Source organism: Pseudomonas nicosulfuronedens, from assembly GCF_005877905.1.
In the GTDB taxonomy this organism is placed as follows: Bacteria; Pseudomonadota; Gammaproteobacteria; order Pseudomonadales; family Pseudomonadaceae; genus Pseudomonas; species Pseudomonas nicosulfuronedens.
Genome location: NZ_SWDV01000039.1, coordinates 40,708 through 54,739, shown reverse-complemented (window position 1 = coordinate 54,739; position 14,032 = coordinate 40,708). Strand labels below are relative to the sequence as shown.

12 protein-coding genes and 1 pseudogene are annotated in these 14,032 nt (G+C 64.2%); 4 read left to right on the top strand and 9 right to left on the bottom strand.

Annotated features, from left to right (window positions below; translation table 11 throughout):
* Nucleotides 1-172 precede the first annotated feature (172 nt).
* From FAS41_RS24765 to FAS41_RS24755, 3 genes and pseudogenes are all read right to left on the bottom strand, one after another.
* Entirely contained in the window at nt 173-1,186 is a 1,014-nt protein-coding gene (locus FAS41_RS24765; RefSeq protein ID WP_138526010.1) for an FAD:protein FMN transferase, read from the bottom strand.
* Nucleotides 1,187-1,343: 157 nt separating this feature from the next.
* A pseudogene (locus FAS41_RS24760) lies at nt 1,344-2,711 on the bottom strand (amino acid permease); the annotation flags it as partial.
* Between the two features lie 108 nt (nt 2,712-2,819).
* On the bottom strand, nt 2,820-4,286 hold the full coding sequence (locus FAS41_RS24755; protein ID WP_138526008.1) for a glyceraldehyde-3-phosphate dehydrogenase: 1,467 nt from the start codon (nt 4,284-4,286) through the stop codon (nt 2,820-2,822).
* Nucleotides 4,287-4,426: 140 nt separating this feature from the next.
* Here FAS41_RS24755 and mfd point away from each other — a divergent pair, with 140 nt between their 5' ends.
* Complete coding sequence (gene mfd, locus FAS41_RS24750; RefSeq protein WP_138526007.1) at nt 4,427-7,891, top strand: transcription-repair coupling factor; 3,465 nt, start codon at nt 4,427-4,429, stop codon at nt 7,889-7,891.
* A 12-nt stretch (nt 7,892-7,903) separates the two neighbouring features.
* Nucleotides 7,904-8,557, top strand: coding sequence for a CsiV family protein (locus FAS41_RS24745; protein WP_138526006.1), 654 nt, complete (start codon nt 7,904-7,906; stop codon nt 8,555-8,557).
* 133 nt (nt 8,558-8,690) lie between these two features.
* Here FAS41_RS24745 and FAS41_RS24740 read toward each other — a convergent pair whose 3' ends face one another.
* Genes FAS41_RS24740 through FAS41_RS24725 form a run of 4 tightly spaced genes read right to left on the bottom strand, consistent with a single transcriptional unit; the run spans nt 8,691 to nt 11,745 of the window.
* The gene (locus FAS41_RS24740) at nt 8,691-9,428 is read right to left on the bottom strand and encodes an S-methyl-5'-thioinosine phosphorylase (protein ID WP_138526005.1); all 738 of its coding nucleotides are present in this window, start codon (nt 9,426-9,428) and stop codon (nt 8,691-8,693) included.
* A 9-nt stretch (nt 9,429-9,437) separates the two neighbouring features.
* A complete protein-coding gene (nagZ, locus tag FAS41_RS24735; RefSeq protein WP_138526004.1) occupies nt 9,438-10,436 on the bottom strand; it encodes a beta-N-acetylhexosaminidase in 999 nt (332 codons plus the stop codon).
* 11 nt (nt 10,437-10,447) lie between these two features.
* The gene (locus tag FAS41_RS24730; RefSeq protein WP_138526003.1) at nt 10,448-10,972 is read right to left on the bottom strand and encodes a L,D-transpeptidase; all 525 of its coding nucleotides are present in this window, start codon (nt 10,970-10,972) and stop codon (nt 10,448-10,450) included.
* A gap of 56 nt (nt 10,973-11,028) precedes the next feature.
* On the bottom strand, nt 11,029-11,745 hold the full coding sequence (locus FAS41_RS24725) for a TetR/AcrR family transcriptional regulator (protein ID WP_138526002.1): 717 nt from the start codon (nt 11,743-11,745) through the stop codon (nt 11,029-11,031).
* Nucleotides 11,746-11,996: 251 nt separating this feature from the next.
* Between FAS41_RS24725 and lexA the strand changes: the two genes are divergently transcribed.
* Both lexA and sulA read left to right on the top strand, forming a co-directional pair.
* On the top strand, nt 11,997-12,611 hold the full coding sequence (gene lexA, locus FAS41_RS24720) for a transcriptional repressor LexA (protein WP_138526001.1): 615 nt from the start codon (nt 11,997-11,999) through the stop codon (nt 12,609-12,611).
* A 13-nt stretch (nt 12,612-12,624) separates the two neighbouring features.
* Nucleotides 12,625-13,098 carry an SOS-induced cell division inhibitor SulA gene (sulA, locus tag FAS41_RS24715; protein ID WP_138526000.1) on the top strand — a complete coding sequence of 158 codons (474 nt, stop codon included), beginning with the start codon at nt 12,625-12,627 and terminating at the stop codon, nt 13,096-13,098.
* Nucleotides 13,099-13,142: 44 nt separating this feature from the next.
* Here sulA and FAS41_RS24710 read toward each other — a convergent pair whose 3' ends face one another.
* Nucleotides 13,143-13,382, bottom strand: a complete 240-nt coding sequence (locus tag FAS41_RS24710; protein ID WP_138525999.1) for a hypothetical protein — start codon at nt 13,380-13,382, stop codon at nt 13,143-13,145.
* A 107-nt stretch (nt 13,383-13,489) separates the two neighbouring features.
* Nucleotides 13,490-14,011 (bottom strand): DUF6586 family protein, encoded by a 522-nt coding sequence (locus tag FAS41_RS24705; RefSeq protein WP_138525998.1) that lies wholly within the window; start codon nt 14,009-14,011, stop codon nt 13,490-13,492.
* Nucleotides 14,012-14,032 lie beyond the last annotated feature (21 nt).

Here is a 14,032-nt window from a genome sequence, read left to right as displayed (position 1 = left end):
GCTCCCGGCGAAGCCCCGGCACCACATGCGCCGAGGCGGATCGAAATCATTGGCGCAGCTTAGCCCTGCGGCAAAAGGCTGCACATTAGCGGTTGGTCGGCAGGTAGGCGAATTTTGCCGCCACTACATGCACTGACCAGCCTGCGGGCCGCCATCATGCCCGCCAAAGCTTTCATTCAGGCGACGGGAACAGCGCTTCGAAGCGCGTCGTCGCGCGCGTCACGAAACCCTCGCCCTGGCGCACGATGAAGAAGGCCGCCAGCCCATTGCGCTCGGCAAAGGTATAGCCCTCCTCCGGCCCCAGCACCATCAGCAGGGTCGACAGGCCATCGGCACGCAACGCCTGTGCCTCCGCCACCGTGACGGCCGCCAGGGCATGCCTGACCGGTGCCCCGGTGCGCGGGTCGAACGTGTGCGAATAGCGCTGCCCACCCTCCTCGAAATAATTGCGGTAGTCGCCGGAGGTGGACAAGCCAATGCCATCCAGCGCCACCGAACGCTCCACCTGCCGCTCACGCTCGCCGCTGGGCACTTCCAGGGCGATACGCCAGGGTTTGCCATCGGGCTTGTGGCCCACAGCCTTGAGCTCCCCGGTGATCTCCACCAGGTAATCGGTCAGGCCCAGCTCAGCCAGCCGAGCACTGACCCGATCCACCGCGTAGCCGGCAACGATGCTGTCGAAGTCCAGTTGCGCGTCCACGTCCTTGCACAGCTGCTCGCCGTTCAGACGCAAATGTCGATGACCGACGCGGGCGCGCTCACGCTCCAGTGCAGGGGCATCGGGCACCTTCTCACTGCGCGACTGTGGACCGAAGCCCCAGAGGTTCATCAGCGGCTCGACGGTGAGATCGAAAGCACCGCCGCTCTGCTGCGAAAGCTGCTCGCCGTAGCGCCAAAGCGTCAGCATGTCGGCCGGCAAGGCCATGCATGCACCGGCAGGCAAGCCATTGAAACGGGACACCACGGAGTCATCACGGTAAGTGGAAAACTGCTCGTCCAGGCCTGCCAGGATCGCATCGACCTCATTCTTGAGTTTCGCCGCGTCCGGTGACTTGCCAGTTGGCACGTACTGCACGGTGTAGCTGCTGCCCATGGTCGGCCCGCCGAAGTGCTCGACGGATTGCCCGCAACCGCTCAGGGCTGCCAGAACCAGCAGGATCAACAGGCTTGCACGGGACAAGGTCATCTCCTTCAGCCGCCCGGCGAGCGGCGCCGGGTATTCTACCGCAAGCACCCAGCGCCACTGTTTCCGCTCTGGCAAAGGTGCATTACCAAAAGAAAACGGGAGCCGAAGCTCCCGTTTCTCAACCGGTTCAGGCGTCAGCCTTGGCCGGGGACTTGCGCTTGAACAGGTAGCACGCCCCCATCAGCACGATCCACACCGGGATCGCGTACACCGACACGTCGATGCCAGGGATCTGCAGCATGATGCCGAGGATGAACACCACGAAGGCCAGGCACAGCCAGTTGCCGTAGGGGTACCACAGCGCGCGGAAGAACGGCTGTACACCCTTGGCCACCATGGCCTTGCGGAACTTCATGTGGGCCAGGCTGATCATCGCCCAGTTGATCACCAGCGCGGCGACCACCAGGGACATCAGCAGCTCCAGCGCCTGGTGCGGGATCACATAGTTGACCACCACGCAGGCCAGGGTGATGAACGCCGAGACACCAATGGCCAGCAGCGGTACGCCACGGTCATCCACCTTGGCGAAGGCACGCGGGGCGTCGCCCTGCTCGGCCAGGCCAAAGAGCATGCGGCTGTTGCAGTACACGCAGCTGTTGTAGACCGACAGCGCGGCGGTGAGCACCACGAAGTTCAGGATGTTGGCCGCAATGTCGCTACCCAGCAGCGAGAAGACCTTCACGAACGGGCTGCCGCTGTAGGGGTCTCCGGCGCTGCTGATGCTCTGCAGCAGGGCATCCCAGGGGTACAGCGAGAGCAGCACGGCCAGGGCGCCGATGTAGAAGATCAGGATTCGGTAGATGACCTGGTTGATCGCCTTGGGAATCACCTTTTTCGGCTCGGCGGCTTCGGCGGCAGTGATGCCGACCAGCTCCAGGCCACCGAAGGAGAACATGATGATCGCCAGGACCATGATCAGCCCCTTCCAGCCATTGGGGAAGAAGCCACCGTGGGCCCACAGGTTGCTCACCGAGGCCTGCGGACCGCCGGTGCCGCTGACCAGCAGCCAGACGCCGAGCAGGATCATGCCGATGATGGCGACGACCTTGATGATCGCGAACCAGAACTCGGTCTCGCCGAAGGCCTTCACGTTGAACAGGTTGATGGCGTTGATCAGGACGAAGAATACTGCCGCCGTCGCCCAGGTCGGGAAGTCCGGCCACCAGAACTGGATGTACTTGCCGACTGCGGTCAGCTCCGACATGCCCACCAGGATGTACAGCACCCAGTAGTTCCAGCCGGACATGAAGCCGGCGAAACCGCCCCAGTACTTGTGCGCGAAGTGGCTGAAGGAACCGGCAACGGGCTCCTCGACGATCATCTCGCCCAGTTGTCGCATGATCAGGAAGGCGATGAAGCCGCCGATGGCGTAGCCGAGGATCATCGACGGGCCGGCGGATTGCAGAACGCCGGCAGAGCCCAGGAACAGGCCGGTACCGATGGCGCCGCCGAGGGCGATCAGCTGGATGTGGCGGTTCTTCAGGCCACGCTTCAGCTCGCCTTCGTGCAGATGTTGTCCATCCATTTGAAGTCTTTCCGGTTTCAGGAGTTGGCAGATTTTGTCGTTGGAATGGTGGAGCCAGTAACGAAAAACGGGAGCCCGAGAGCTCCCGTTTCCCTTATACCGCCTGAATCAGCGCGGGAAAGCCGGCGGGTTCACGCCAGCCATGTCTTCCATCACGCGGACGACCTGGCAGCTGTAGCCGAACTCGTTGTCGTACCACACGTACAGGACGACGCGGTTGTCGTTGGCGATGGTCGCCTCGGCATCGACGACGCCCGCATGGCGGGAACCGACGAAGTCGGTGGAAACCACTTCCTGGGACGACACGAAGTCGATCTGCTTCTGCAGGTCCGAGTGCATGGCCATCTGGCGCAGGTACTCGTTGATCTCTTCGCGGTTGGTGGCCTTTTCCAGGTTCAGGTTCAGGATGGCCATGGAGACGTTCGGCGTCGGAACGCGGATGGCGTTGCCGGTCAGCTTGCCTTTGAGAACCGGCAGAGCCTTGGCGGCAGCGGTAGCGGCGCCAGTCTCGGTGATCACCATGTTCAGCGGCGCGGCGCGGCCACGACGGCTGCCTTTGTGGAAGTTGTCGATCAGGTTCTGGTCGTTGGTGAACGAGTGAACGGTTTCGACGTGGCCGTTGACGATGCCGTACTGGTCGTTGACAGCCTTCAGCACCGGCACGATGGCGTTGGTGGTGCAGGAAGCAGCCGAGACGATCTTGTCGTCAGCGGTGATGTCGCCATGGTTGATGCCGTGAACGACGTTCTTCAGCGCGCCCTTGCCCGGAGCGGTCAGGATCACACGGTCGATGCCAGGGCACTTCAGGTGCTGGCCCAGGCCTTCGGCGTCACGCCACTTGCCGGTGTTGTCGACCAGCAGGGCATTCTTGATGCCGTACTGGGTGTAGTCGATCGACGCCGGGTCGTTGGAGTAGATCACCTGGATCAGGTTGCCGTTGGCGGTGATGGTGTTGTGTTCTTCGTCGATGGTGATGGTGCCATCGAACGGACCATGCACGGAGTCACGACGCAGCAGGCTGGCGCGCTTGACCAGGTCGTTCTCGGCGCCCTTGCGGACGACGATGGCGCGCAGGCGCAGGCCGTCGCCACCACCGGTCTTCTCGATGAGGATACGGGCCAGCAGGCGGCCGATACGACCGAAACCGTACAGGACCACGTCGGTGCCTTCGCGGGCGCCGCCGTTCTGCTTGCCGACCACGTCGGCCAGCTCGTCCTTGGTGAACTGCTCGATGCTGCGGCCGTTACCTTCGGACTTGAACTTGGCAACCATCTTGCCCAGGTCTACGGAAGCGGCGCCCAGCTTGAGCTCGCTCATCGCCTTGAGGATCGGGAAAGTGTCGTGAACCGACAGCCCGCCTTCTTCGGCCAGGCGGTGACGGGCGAAACGGTGCGCTTTGAGGATCGCGATCACCGAACGGTTGATCAGGCCACGGCCGTAGATCGAGGTCACCACGTTGTTGTTACGGTACAGCTGACCGATCAGCGGAATCATGGCTTCCGCGAGGGCTTCACGATCGATCCACTCACCGAGACACTGGTCGGGCTTCTGGGTCACGGGCAATACCTTCCACATGTAGGAGAAGAAAAAAGGGGCTACATTATGACGGTGTGAACCTTCTCCGGCAATCCGCGACCGTCGCATGACTGACATCCGTCAATCGGGATAGTTACAATCCGGCCGGTCAAATTCCTCGACCGGAGCCACGAACGCCCGTGTCCGTACTGCGCATACCTACACTGCCGACCGCTGCCGGCAAACAATCCTGGGGCAATCTCCCCGGAGCCGCCCTGAGCCTGGCCATCGCAGAAGCGGCCGGCCCAGCCAAACGTTTCACCCTGTTGCTGACTGCCGACAGCCAGAGCGCCGAGCGTCTGGAGCAGGAGCTGCGCTTCTTTGCGCCGGACCTGCCGGTGCTGCAGCTGCCGGACTGGGAAACCCTGCCCTACGACGTGTTCTCGCCGCACCAGGACATCATTTCCCAGCGCGTCGCCGCCCTCTATCAACTGCCGGAACTGCGCCGCGGCGTGCTGGTGGTGCCCATCACCACCGCCCTGCACCGCCTGGCACCGGCCAAGTTCCTGCTCGGCAGCAGCCTGGTCCTGGACGTCGGTCAGAAGCTCGACGTCGAGCAGATGCGCAGCCGCTTCGAGGCCGCCGGCTACCGCTGCGTGGACACCGTCTACGAACACGGCGAGTTCGCCGTGCGCGGCGCACTGATCGACCTGTTCCCGATGGGCAGCGAGCTGCCCTACCGCATCGACCTGTTCGACGACGAAATCGAGACGCTGCGCACATTCGATCCGGAAACCCAGCGCTCCATCGACAAGGTGGAGAGCATCCGCCTGCTGCCGGCCCGCGAGTTCCCGCTGCGCAAGGAGGCGGTGACCGGCTTCCGTGGTCGTTTCCGCGAGCGCTTCGACGTCGACTACCGCCGCTGCCCGATCTACCAGGACCTGGCCAGCGGCCTGACACCCGCCGGCATCGAGTACTACATCCCGCTGTTCTTCGAAGAAGGCGAGACGTCGACGCTGTTCGACTACCTGCCGCAGGACACCCAGGTGTTCTCCCTGCCAGGCATCGAGACCGCCGCCGAACAGTTCTGGACTGATGTTCGCAACCGCTACGAAGACCGCCGCTACGACCCAGAGCGCCCACTACTGCCTCCAGCTGAAGTGTTCCTGCCGGTAGAGGACTGCTTCGCCCGCCTGAAAAACTGGCCGCGCGTGGTGGTCAGCCCGGAGCCGATCGAGGTTGGTGTCGGCCGCGAACGCTTCCCCGCCGAAGCGCTACCTGAACTGGCCATTGAGGCCAAGGCCACTGAGCCGCTGGCACGCCTGCGCCAGTTCATCGAGCAGTTCGACGGTCGCATCCTCTTTACCGCTGAATCCGCCGGTCGCCGCGAAGTGCTGCTGGAACTGCTGGCGCGGTTGAAGCTGCGCCCGGTGGAAGTCGAAGGCTGGCCGGGCTTCCTGGCCCACAAGGACCGCCTGGCGATCACCATCGCACCGATGGACGAAGGCCTGCTGCTGGATGCCGACAAGGGCCAACCGGGCATCGCCCTGGTGGCCGAGAGCCCGCTGTTCGGCCAGCGCGTCATGCAGCGTCGGCGCCGCGAGAAGACCCGCGACGGCGGCGAGAACGTCATCAAGAACCTCACCGAGCTGCGCGAAGGCGCACCGGTGGTGCACATCGACCACGGTGTCGGCCGCTACATGGGCCTGATCACCCTGGAGATCGACGGCCAGAACGCCGAATTCCTCGCCCTGGAATACGCCGACGAAGCCAAGCTCTACGTGCCGGTGGCCAACCTGCACCTGATCGCCCGCTACACCGGCAGCGACGACGCCCTGGCGCCGCTGCACAAGCTGGGCTCGGAAACCTGGCAGAAGGCCAAGCGCAAGGCCGCCGAACAGGTCCGTGACGTCGCCGCCGAGCTGCTCGACATCTACGCCCGCCGCGCAGCCCGCAAGGGCTACGCGTTCAAGGACCCGCAGGTCGACTACGCCACCTTCTCCGCCGGCTTCCCCTTCGAGGAAACCCCGGACCAGCAGACCGCCATCGAGGCGGTGGTCGCCGACATGCTCTCGGAGAAGCCGATGGACCGCCTGGTCTGTGGCGACGTGGGCTTCGGCAAGACCGAAGTGGCCATGCGCGCGGCTTTCGTCGCGGTGCACAGCGGCAAACAGGTCGCCGTGCTGGTGCCCACCACCCTCCTCGCCCAGCAGCACTACAACAGCTTCCGCGACCGCTTCGCCGACTGGCCGGTGAGCGTCGAGGTGATGAGCCGATTCAAGTCCGCCAAGGAAGTCGAAGGCGCCGTCGCGCAGCTCGCCGAGGGCAAGGTCGACATCGTCATCGGCACCCACAAACTGTTGCAGGACGATGTGAAGTTCAAGAACCTCGGCCTGGTCATCATCGACGAGGAGCATCGCTTCGGCGTACGGCAGAAGGAGCAGCTCAAGGCGCTGCGCAGCGAGGTGGACATACTCACCCTCACCGCCACGCCGATCCCGCGCACGCTCAACATGGCGGTGGCCGGCATGCGCGACCTGTCGATCATCGCCACACCACCGGCGCGCCGTCTCTCCGTGCGCACCTTCGTCATGGAAGAGCAGAAGTCGGTGATCAAGGAAGCCCTGTTGCGCGAACTGCTGCGCGGCGGCCAGGTGTACTTCCTGCACAACGAAGTGAAGACCATCGAGAAGTGCGCCCGCGACCTGGCGGAGCTGGTTCCCGAGGCACGTATCGGCATCGGCCACGGGCAGATGAACGAGCGCGACCTGGAACGGGTGATGAGCGACTTCTACCACAAGCGCTTCAACGTGCTGGTGGCCTCGACCATCATCGAGACCGGCATCGACGTGCCGAGCGCCAACACCATCCTCATCGAGCGCGCCGACAAGTTCGGTCTGGCCCAACTGCACCAGTTGCGCGGGCGTGTCGGCCGCAGCCACCACCAGGCCTACGCCTACCTGCTCACCCCGCCGCGCAAGCAGATGACCCCGGACGCCGAAAAGCGCCTGGAGGCCATCGCCAACGCCCAGGACCTCGGCGCCGGTTTCGTGCTGGCCACCCATGACCTGGAAATCCGCGGCGCCGGCGAACTGCTCGGCGATGGCCAGAGCGGGCAGATCCAGGCAGTGGGCTTCACCCTCTACATGGACATGCTCGAGCGCGCGGTGAAAGCCATCCGCAAGGGCGAGCAGCCGAACCTGGAACAGCCTCTGGGCGGCGGCCCGGACATCAACCTGCGCGTACCGGCGCTGATCCCCGAGGATTACCTGCCGGACGTTCACGCCCGCTTGATCCTCTACAAGCGCATCGCCAACGCCGCCGACGAAGACGGCCTGCGCGAGCTGCAGGTGGAAATGATCGACCGTTTCGGCCTGCTGCCTGACCCGGCGAAGAACCTGATCCGTCTGACTTTGCTGAAACTGCAGGCAGAAAAGCTCGGGATCGTGAAGGTAGATGCCGGCCCCCAGGGCGGACGGGTAGAATTTGCCGCCGATACCTGTGTCGACCCACTGGTGCTGATCAAGATGATCCAGAGCCAGCCCAATCGGTACAAATTCGAAGGGGCCACCCTCTTCAAGTTCCAGGTGCCCATGGAGCGCCCGGAAGAACGGTTCAACACGCTGGAGGCGCTGCTCGAGCGCCTCACGCCACAGACTCACTAAGGAACCCTGTGCATGCGCCTGTTCCAACCCTTGCTGCTGTCGCTGGCGCTTCTCTCGCCAGCCGCCTTCGCCGAGCCTTACCAGGTGGAGCTGATTCTCTTCCAGCAGTCCGGCGACGCTGTGTTCGCCAGCCGCCCCGCGCCCGACGACTGGGCCAAGGGCGCGCAACCACCGGGTCCTGACAGCTCGCGCCCAACCGCGATGGATGCCCAGGTCGCCAAGCTCAAGCAGAACGAAGGTTTCCAGGTCCTGATGCACAAGGCCTGGCGCCAGGAGATCGATGCCAATCCGGTGAAGATTTCCCTGAGCGAAGGCGCCCAGCGTGACGGCCACTTCCCGGTGGAAGGTACCGTCACCCTGAGCCAGCAGCGCTTCGTGAACACCCAGACCGACTTCTGGATCAACCAGTTCGGCCAGGACGGCCTGCTCGCCGCCAGCCAGCACATGGTCCAGGAAGCCAGCCTGAAGAACAGCGTATTGACCTACCTCGACCACCCGAGCCTGGGCATGCTGATCAAGGTGACCCCGCTCAACGCCAAGCCTGCCTCCGCCCCGCCGCCAGGCATGGAGGACGAGGCACCAACCGGGCCGGACGCGCCGCAGCAACAACAGGCTCCGGCCGCCCCGGCAGACGGCGGTTTCGACGCACCGCCGCCGGCGCAATAACGAAAAAGCCCGGCATTCGCCGGGCTTTTTCTTTTGCTCTCTGTAGGAGCGAGCTTGCTCGCGAACCACCTGGCACCGTGTCTTGCCGCTTCGCGAGCAAGAACTAGGCGCCCCTCGCTCCTACAATAATGACTCAACTCACCAGCACGCGCCCCAGCACCTCGCGCACCTTGCCGATGCCTTCGTGCAGCGCCTGCTCGATCTCGGCCATGGTGATGATGCCGCTGGACTTGCCAGCCGCCGGGTTCACCACCAGCGACAGACAGGCGTAAGGCAGGTCCAGCTCGCGGGCCAGTGCGGCCTCAGGCATGCCGGTCATGCCGATGATGTCGCAACCGTCGCGCTCCAGCTTGGCGACCTCCGCCACGGTTTCCAGCCGCGGACCCTGGGTCGCGGCATACACGCCATGGCTGCTGTACGCATAGCCCAGCGCCTGCAGGGCGGCGATCAGCTTGAGCCGCAGCGCCTCGTCATAGGGATGGCTGAAGTCGATGTGAGTGACATGCTCGATGTCACCGGCGAAATAGGTGTGCTCGCGGCCCCAGGTGTAATCGACGATCTGATGAGGCACACAGAGATGGCCGCTACCCATGGCGGCATGGATGCCACCCACCGCGTTCACCGCCAGAATGGCCTCGGCACCGGCCTGTTTCAGCGCCCAGAGGTTGGCGCGGTAGTTCACCTGATGCGGCGGGAAACGATGCGGATGACCGTGGCGGGCAAGGAAAAGCACCTCGCGGCCGGCGAACTCACCGCGCTGGATGGCCGCCGACGGCGCGCCATAGGGCGTATCCAGCTCGATGGCGTCCTTCAGGCTCAAACCTTCCAGCTGGGTCAGGCCAGTGCCGCCAATGATGGCGTAGACAGTCATGGCAAATCCTTAATCAATCAGTTGTGCGGCACGCAGCTCGCCGACGGCCTGTTGCCAGCGTGGCAGCTGCTTGTATTCGATACCCGGCCAGGCCTTGGCGCGCATGCGCTGCAGACGCGGCGGTGCAGTGACCTCGAGGCGCTGCAGGGCGCTCAGGGCCAGCTCGGCGGAGGCGCGGTCGTTGCACACCAGGCCCATATCGCAGCCAGCGCTCAGCGCGGCCTCGATGCGATTGGCAGCATCGCCGACGACATGGGCGCCAGCCATGGACAGGTCATCACTGAAAATCACGCCGTCGAAGCCCAGCTCACCGCGCAGGATGTCCTGCAACCAGCGGCGAGAGAAGCCGGCCGGATTCGGGTCGACCTGCGGATAGATCACGTGGGCCGGCATCAGCGCATCCAGTTCGCCGGAAAGGCGCTGGAATGGGACCAGGTCTACAGCGCGGATCTGTTCCAGTGTGCGCTCGTCCTCGGGAATCCCCACGTGGGAATCCACCTCCGCCCAGCCGTGACCGGGGAAATGCTTGCCGGTGGAAGCCATGCCTGCGGCGCGCATACCGCGGATGAATGCACCAGCCAAAGCAACAGCACGCTCCGGATTGCCTTCGAAAGCGCGACTGCCGACCACGGCGCTGCGCTGGTGATCCAGGTCCAGCACCGGGGCGAAGCTCAGGTCGAGCCCCACCGCCAGCACTTCGGTTGCCATCAGCCAGCCGCACTGCTCGGCCAGTCGTTCGGCATTGGGATTATCGGCAATGGCGCGCATCGCCGGCAGACGCAGGAAGCCCTGGCGCAGGCGCTGCACGCGACCACCCTCCTGGTCCACCGCCAGCAGCAGGTCGGGACGTACGGCGCGAATAGCTTCCATCAGCTCGCGCACCTGGCGCGGCGATTCGATGTTGCGGGCAAAGATGATCAGGCCACCGACTTCCGGGTGGCGCAGGATCTGGCGGTCCTCGGCGGTGAGCCAGGTGCCGCCGATGTCGAGCATCAGGGAGCCTTGCATGTGCATTCCTTTCAATTCAGTTGTGCTGCCTGCCAATCGGGACAGGCAGTCTCTTCGATTCGAACCCGGCAATGGAGGGGCACCCGCGGAAAGAGTTCCAGCAGGTCGTCATTGCGCAGGCGGATACAACCGTGGGACAGCGGCGTACCCATGGGTTCGCAGTCCGGTGTGCCGTGCAGATAGATGTAGCGGCGAAAGGTATCGACCTCGCCCATCCGGTTGCGCCCCGGTTCGCTGCCGCTGAGCCAGAGGATGCGCGAGAGAATCCAGTCACGGCCGGGAAAGGCCTCGTGAAGCTCAGCCGTCCAGGTCTCACCGGTCCAGCGTCGCCCCTTCAGTACTGCGCCCCTGGGCAAGCCATCGCCGATGCGTGCACGGACCTGATGCAAGCCTCGTGGCGTGCACCCGGAGCCGTTTCGCTCCCCCGCACCGTTGACGGCGCTGGATACCGGAACACGCAGGACAAGACGCCCTGCGGCAAAGCCGTAGAGCATCTGGTCAGCAAGGGAGATATGGAGAAGATCGAGATCAGCCATGGCCGGCTACTGTAGCCGATCGAACCGACGCAGCCCAGCGCGAAGCCGGGCTCGGATCAGACTTTGGCAGGCGCCTGGGAGGCGCTCGATTTGGTACGCGGCTTGAGTTGCGCGCCCGCCAGCGATGGATCGCTGACACCACTGTCGGCACGCATGCCGGCGGCGAGGAACGGCACCATCAGGCGCATCACCTGCTCGATGGAAGTGTTCACGCCAAAATCGTTCTCGGCCATGGCACGCAGCGCTTTGATGCCGGACATGCTGAACACCGCGGTACCCAGCATGAAGTGCACGCGCCAGAACAACTCCAGCGGCGGCAGTCGCGGCGCGGACTCGTGCACCAGCAGCATGTAGCGGCGGAACACCTTGCCGTAGACCTCTTCGAGGTACTTGCGCAGGTGCCCCTGGCTCTGGCTGAACGCCAGGCCCAGCAGGCGCATGAAGATCGACAGATCATTGCCGCTACGCGGCTTCACCGCCATGGCCTGGACCACGAGCAGTTCGAGCAGCTCTTCCAGGGTGGCGCGCGGCGCATCGGGTTTAGCCTGGCGGCGATCCAGCTCCTTTTCGAGGCTGGCGCAGAACGGACCGAGGAAGCGCGAGAAGACCGCCTGGATCAGCGCCTTCTTCGAGCCAAAGTGATAGTTCACCGCCGCGAGATTCACCCCCGCCTTGCTGGTGATCAGACGCAAGGAGGTTTCGGCGAAGCCTTTCTCCGCGAACAGCTGTTCCGCAGCATCCAGGATGCGTTCGACGGTTTCCGACTGGGCCATGGCTACTCCGCCTGACAAACACTTGTTTGAAACATACGTTTCAGCGTCTTGTATTGTCAAGCAAAGTGCGATGGATTGTTACCAATATCATGGCAATGCGACGAGACACCTTATGTACAGCAAGACGCTTGCCAAGCCCCAAAGGTTACATGCACGAACGTACCACCGACAGCCATGCCCAATAAAAGCATTGCCAGCCCGTCATCACTGTATATAATTCCAGTCACTGTATAAAAAGCCAGAGTATGGACATGCTGAAGCTCACGCCGCGCCAAGCCGAGATCCTCGCCTTCATCAAACGCTGCCTGGAAGCCAACGGCTACCCGCCCACCCGCGCGGAAATCGCCCAGGAACTCGGCTTCAAGTCACCTAACGCCGCCGAGGAGCATTTGAAGGCCCTCGCCCGCAAAGGCGCCATCGAAATGACCCCGGGCGCCTCCCGCGGCATTCGCATCCCCGGCTTCGAGCCCAAGGCCGCCGCCAATGACGACGAACTGCCGATCATTGGCCGCGTCGCCGCCGGCGCGCCGATCCTCGCCGAGCAGAACGTCGACGACACCTGCCGGATCAACCCGACCTTCTTCAACCCACCAGCCAACTACCTGCTGCGTGTACGCGGCCAGAGCATGAAGGATGTCGGCATCATGGACGGCGACCTGCTTGCCGTGCACGTCACCCGCGAGGCGCGCAACGGCCAGATCGTGGTCGCGCGCCTGGGTGAAGAGGTAACGGTGAAGCGCTTCAAGCGCGAAGGCAGCAAGGTCTGGCTGCTCGCCGAGAACCCGGAGTTCGCCCCCATCGAGGTCGATCTCAAGGAACAGGAACTGGTCATCGAAGGCTTGAGCGTCGGCGTGATCCGTCGCTGAACAGGAGATACCCATGCAGTACCCGCAGCCGCAGAACCTGCCGCAACTCCCGCTGTTCCAGGAAGCACTCTGGGCAAGCGGTACTGCTCCCCTGCTCCCGGAGCTGATGGAAGAAGAGCCCATCGCCGAAGAAAGCGCCTTCAGTGAGATAGCCCTGCGTGGCCTCCCCGGCCAGTGCCTGATGCTGCTGGCGCCAATGCTCCGCGAGCTGAGCGAGGAAAGCGACTCGCGCTGGCTGACCCTGATCGCACCGCCGTCCAGCCTGACGCCGGACTGGCTGCGCAAGGCCGGTCTGAACCGCCAGGGCATCCTGCTGCTGCCGGCCCGCGATCAGGCCGCCGCCCAGGCCCTGGCCTGCGAGGCACTGCGCCTGGGCAACAGCCATACCGTGGTGAGCTGGCTGAACCTCAGCGCGAAAGCGCGCGCGCAACTCTCCCGCGCAGCCGTTGCCGGCCAGGCGCAGAGCCTGAATATTCGTCTGGGTTGATCGGATCGAGAAACTTCGCCGCGAACGCGGCGAAGCGGCAGAACTCAGTGCAGGACGCGCGGACCTTCGTCGTCCATGCTCATGTCGCTGCCTTCGGCGAGGCGACCGGCCATCTGTACACCGACATTGAACATCGCCTTGGCGATCTCGATGTGCTGACCCTGCAGGAAGCCCTTGGCATCGGCGGAGAACTCCAGGGTCACCAGCGCCTCCTCCTCGTCCGCACGACGCAATACGATACGCCCGTCAGGCAGCTCGACAATTTCCAGAAATGAGGTTGGCATAGCGACGTTCTCCACAGCAGAACGCGTAGTGTAACAGCCACACCCGCTACACCCTAGCCAAAGCTTGCGCGGACCGACCGGAAGGCCGGCACGCAGTGAAGCAGGGATCAGAGCTCAGTGAGCGAGGCGCGGAAGCGCAGCACCAGCTCCTTCAGGGCTTTACGCCAGGCCTCCAGCTCATCATTGCCCAGCTCGACCGGCGCCTCGTCGTCGACATTCACCGCCTGGATCAGCGGCTGGGTCGGATCGACCTTGGCTTTCTTCGGCTCGGTCGGCGGCTGGAACAGCGCGGCGTAGGCGGCCAGCAGGCGACCCAGCCAGGCTTCCGGCGATTGCGCCAGTTCGACCATCTCCGCCAGCTCCGGGCTTGGAGCGGCAGCCAGCACCTCGGCGTTCAGCAGCATATCGACGCGCGGAGCACCAGCCTGGGGCAGGCGGTAGTAGCCGGCGATCTCATGGGCGACGCCCAGCACCGCCCCATAGAGATGGAACAGCGCCGCTTCGCGCTCGGCCTGGATGCGCGCCTGGGCATTCATCGCGCGCGCGGACTCGGCGTTGCGCCAGGCTTCCAGGGCAAGGCCGGCGAAGAACAGCTTCTGGTTGGTACGGGTATAGAGTTCGTTCGCCATGACCGGGCCCTCTGCAGTCGA

Coding starts and splice junctions, on each gene's coding strand:
- FAS41_RS24765 (WP_138526010.1), bottom strand. CDS start 1,186: ATGACCTTGTCCCGTGCAAGCCTGTTGATCCTGCTGGTTCTGGCAGCC.
- FAS41_RS24705 (WP_138525998.1), bottom strand. CDS start 14,011: ATGGCGAACGAACTCTATACCCGTACCAACCAGAAGCTGTTCTTCGCC.
- FAS41_RS24730 (WP_138526003.1), bottom strand. CDS start 10,972: ATGGCTGATCTCGATCTTCTCCATATCTCCCTTGCTGACCAGATGCTC.
- FAS41_RS24745 (WP_138526006.1), top strand. CDS start 7,904: ATGCGCCTGTTCCAACCCTTGCTGCTGTCGCTGGCGCTTCTCTCGCCA.
- FAS41_RS24710 (WP_138525999.1), bottom strand. CDS start 13,382: ATGCCAACCTCATTTCTGGAAATTGTCGAGCTGCCTGACGGGCGTATC.
- FAS41_RS24755 (WP_138526008.1), bottom strand. CDS start 4,286: ATGTGGAAGGTATTGCCCGTGACCCAGAAGCCCGACCAGTGTCTCGGT.
- FAS41_RS24725 (WP_138526002.1), bottom strand. CDS start 11,745: ATGGCCCAGTCGGAAACCGTCGAACGCATCCTGGATGCTGCGGAACAG.
- lexA (WP_138526001.1), top strand. CDS start 11,997: ATGCTGAAGCTCACGCCGCGCCAAGCCGAGATCCTCGCCTTCATCAAA.
- sulA (WP_138526000.1), top strand. CDS start 12,625: ATGCAGTACCCGCAGCCGCAGAACCTGCCGCAACTCCCGCTGTTCCAG.
- FAS41_RS24740 (WP_138526005.1), bottom strand. CDS start 9,428: ATGACTGTCTACGCCATCATTGGCGGCACTGGCCTGACCCAGCTGGAA.
- nagZ (WP_138526004.1), bottom strand. CDS start 10,436: ATGCAAGGCTCCCTGATGCTCGACATCGGCGGCACCTGGCTCACCGCC.